This window comes from Arthrobacter sp. I3, assembly GCF_000520575.1.
Classification (GTDB): domain Bacteria; phylum Actinomycetota; class Actinomycetes; order Actinomycetales; family Micrococcaceae; genus Arthrobacter; species Arthrobacter humicola_A.
Genome location: NZ_KI914928.1, coordinates 50,220 through 53,303, shown reverse-complemented (window position 1 = coordinate 53,303; position 3,084 = coordinate 50,220). Strand labels below are relative to the sequence as shown.

Sequence of the window (3,084 nt, the reverse complement as noted above, 5' to 3'; positions counted from 1 at the left end):
CTGGACCGGCCAGCCGTTGATGACGCAGGTGGCCGCCATGGCGGCATGCTTTCCGGAACAGTTCTGCGTCAGTTGGGTGGCCTGGCCGCCGCCGCCGAGCCAGTCTTCGCGTTCGCGGGCGCCGTAGGGGAGGTCGGTGCTGTTCTCGAGGTCCGCGGGCGTCAGGCCGTGCAGCTCCAGGATGCGCCCGGCGCCGTCACGGTGGCTGGCTGCGCCGGAATGGCTGGCGGCGGCGAGGGCGAGGAGTTCGTCCGGGAGGTCCAGCCCGGCGCGGACCATGGCGACGGCCTGCAGGGGCTTCAGGGCGGACCGCGGGTAGAACGGGGCGAGGGGCTCCCCGGCAGTGAGGAGGGTCTGGCCGTCCGCTGCGGTGGCGATGACCGAGCCGTAGTGGACACTCTCGACCAGCCCGTCCCGGGTCTGGACCGCAAGCGGGACGTGCTGCGGCAGCCACTCCGGGGCGAGCGGGGTCGGGGTGTTGGCGAGAGCAGGGGAAGTCATTGCGTCCTTTGGCGGTGGCGGTTAATGCGGTTGTGGTGGCTGGTCACTGTGTTGGTGCTGGTTTTGCCGGTGCTGCCCGGATTGCTTACGGCATCGTTGACGGCACCAGGCGCCTGACGTCAGGCGTTGAGGATCGAGTCGAGGGCAATGCCAACGGCGTGCAGATGCTGGCTCATGGCGATGCGCGCCGTCGCCGCGTCGCCGGCTTCGATCGCGGCCAGGATGCGCCGGTGCTCCTCGTCGGACGCGTGCTGGCGGTCCGCCACCATGTTCAGGGTCTCGGACTGGTGCGCGAGGGCGTCCCGGATGTCCGCGACGACGTTCTCGAAGACCTTGTTTCGGCTGGCCCGCGCGATCAAGGCGTGGAAGCTGGAGTCCAGGCCCACCCACACTTCGGGGTCGTCCTCGCCGCTCATCGCGGCAACGATGTCGCGCAGCGTTGACAGCTCCTCGGCCGAACGGCGTTCTGCAGCCAGTCCGGCGGCAGGAACCTCGATATGGGGACGCGCCTCCGTGAGGTCGCGGGCCGAGTATTGGCCCAGGACCAGGTCCTTTGCCACGCGGTTGGCGACGACGAACGTGCCCCGCCCGGTCTTGGTGACCGTCAGGCCCAGGGCGGTGCAGGAGCGCAGGGCCTCGCGGACCACGGAGCGGCTCACGCCGTACTGCTGGGCAAGAGTGGCCTCGGAGCTCAGCTTGGCGCCGACGCCGAGCTTGCCGGATTCGATCTCGGTGCGGAGGACGTTGAAAACGGCTTCGGCGGCACTGAGGCGAGCCAAAGGCTGTCCTGCTGTCCGGCTGTCTGACAGGTTCACGCTTTAAAACATGGCAGAGATCACACCGGGGTGTCAAGTATGACGGCGGCCCCGGGGTCCGGGGCCGCCGTCGCCACTCGGGCCGGAGTTCCGGCGGCGTCCTACTTGCCTGGGTTTGCGTCCGGGCTGCTGGCCGGGACTACTGGACCTTGGACGGGCGGGTGCGGACCAGTGCGGTGACGCCCGCGGCCAGTCCGATCAGCCCTGCAGCCAGCCCGATCCAGCCGGCGGCGGATCCGCCGTCACTGGACGTGCCCGCTGCCGGGGCCGCCGAGGGTGCGGTCGTCGTGGCTGCGCCGTGGGCCTCGGCGTCCTTGGCCGTGGTCACGAAGGAGGGTGCCGGGTGCCCGGGTTCGGCCTGGCCCTCGACTGTCTTCTCGTCCCACTTCACGACGGTTCCATCGGTGTAGGTCTGGGCCGTCGGCAGCGTCACCGTAGTTCCCGCGTCTGGCAGGACGCCGACGGACAGTGAGAAGGCCTGGTACTCGTCCGGTCCGATCTGGTGGGCCTCGTCAGCGGTCCAGACCACGGAACTCGGGGCCTTGGTGATCGTGGCGCCGGCGACCGTGATCGGCTTCGGCAGCTCGCTCGTGGTGATGACGGCCTTCCAGCCCTCGACAGGCTTCACCGACACCGAAGTGAACGGGGTGTCCGTGGGCAGCGTGACTTCGAGTTTGCTGGTCTTGGCCGATTCCGACTCGCTGGGGACGTTGAACGTCAGGTGGCTGTAGCCGCCCGCGGCGGGATCATCTGTGTCGACGTGGACGTGGGCGGAGGCGGCTGCTGCGCCGGCGGCGAGCAGGCCCGCGGTCAACGTGGCGGCAGCGGCGGTTTTGAGGGTACGGCGAAGGGGGGACTTCATGGCAAAGGTGCCTTTCACTAACGGATAACAGGTGGGGAGCCGTCCGGTGCGTTGTCCGTCCGGCGGTAGCAGTGGGGTGGCCGCCTGCTGTCCCCGTCCGTATGTGAAAGGGATTGATGTCAGGCGGCGGGCGACAGCTCCGGAGGTCCGCGTCTGGTCGGCAGGCGGAGGCCAGCCCGGGCCTTGGGGAGGACCAGGTTGACCGCGCAGGGGCCGGGGACGCGCAGGGGCGTGGCGGCGGAGGGCTGGGGCAGCTGCACGAGCGGGCGCAGCCAGGAAACAAGTGTGGACAGGGCCCGCTCGCTGCGTGCGAGCAAAAGTGCCGTGCCGAGCGTCGCCATCGCGTGCGCGGCGAACATGGCTCCGCCCATGTCGGCCGCCGAAACCGCCATGGAAGGGTCGGGCATCGCCGGGGCAATGGCAGCCGCCGAATGGCCCGGATGGCCCGGATGACCCGGAGACATCCGGGCCTGGAGGGCCGCGGGCGCCCCTGAGGACAAGGCGCCGAAGGACCAGTGCAGCCACAGTTGCCCTACGCCGAGCAGGCCGGCCAGGGCCGGAAAGGACAGGCGGACGCGGGTCAGTACGGCCACGGGAACCATCGCCACGGCACACAACGCCGTCACGATCGCCGGCTCGGGCAGCCGTCCGCCGCCGGCCAGGTGGCCGCCGGCTGCCAGCGCCACGATGATGGATCCGATCAGGCCTGTGCGGAACAGCCGGAAGGAAGCGCGCGTCATCGTGTGCAGTCCTTTCCGGATTCTGTGGGGTCTGGTTGTCGCTTAAGTCCCTTAAATCCTACGGGCCATTGTGAACCGCCACGCCCGCGCGCGGCTGAACCGCCCAATCTGTGCCGGCAGGGCTGCGCCGGCCGGGCTGTGACGGCGGGTGCTTTGGGTCGCTGGA

The 3,084-nt window shown here is 69.8% G+C and carries 4 protein-coding genes; all 4 read right to left on the bottom strand.

All coding sequences use genetic code 11. From position 1 onward, the window contains the following. Positions 1–501: asparaginase (locus Y706_RS0112845; RefSeq protein WP_028276895.1), on the bottom strand; the 501-nt coding region annotated here is incomplete at its 3' end. A gap of 119 nt (positions 502–620) precedes the next feature. Next, positions 621–1,316: a FadR/GntR family transcriptional regulator gene (locus tag Y706_RS0112840; protein WP_028276894.1), complete on the bottom strand. Its 696-nt coding sequence runs from the start codon at positions 1,314–1,316 to the stop codon at positions 621–623. 139 nt (positions 1,317–1,455) lie between these two features. Further along, complete coding sequence (locus Y706_RS0112835; RefSeq protein WP_028276893.1) at positions 1,456–2,178, bottom strand: YcnI family copper-binding membrane protein; 723 nt, start codon at positions 2,176–2,178, stop codon at positions 1,456–1,458. 119 nt (positions 2,179–2,297) lie between these two features. After that, positions 2,298–2,918 carry a hypothetical protein gene (locus tag Y706_RS0112830; protein WP_043436109.1) on the bottom strand — a complete coding sequence of 207 codons (621 nt, stop codon included), beginning with the start codon at positions 2,916–2,918 and terminating at the stop codon, positions 2,298–2,300. Between the last annotated feature and the right edge of the window lie 166 nt (positions 2,919–3,084).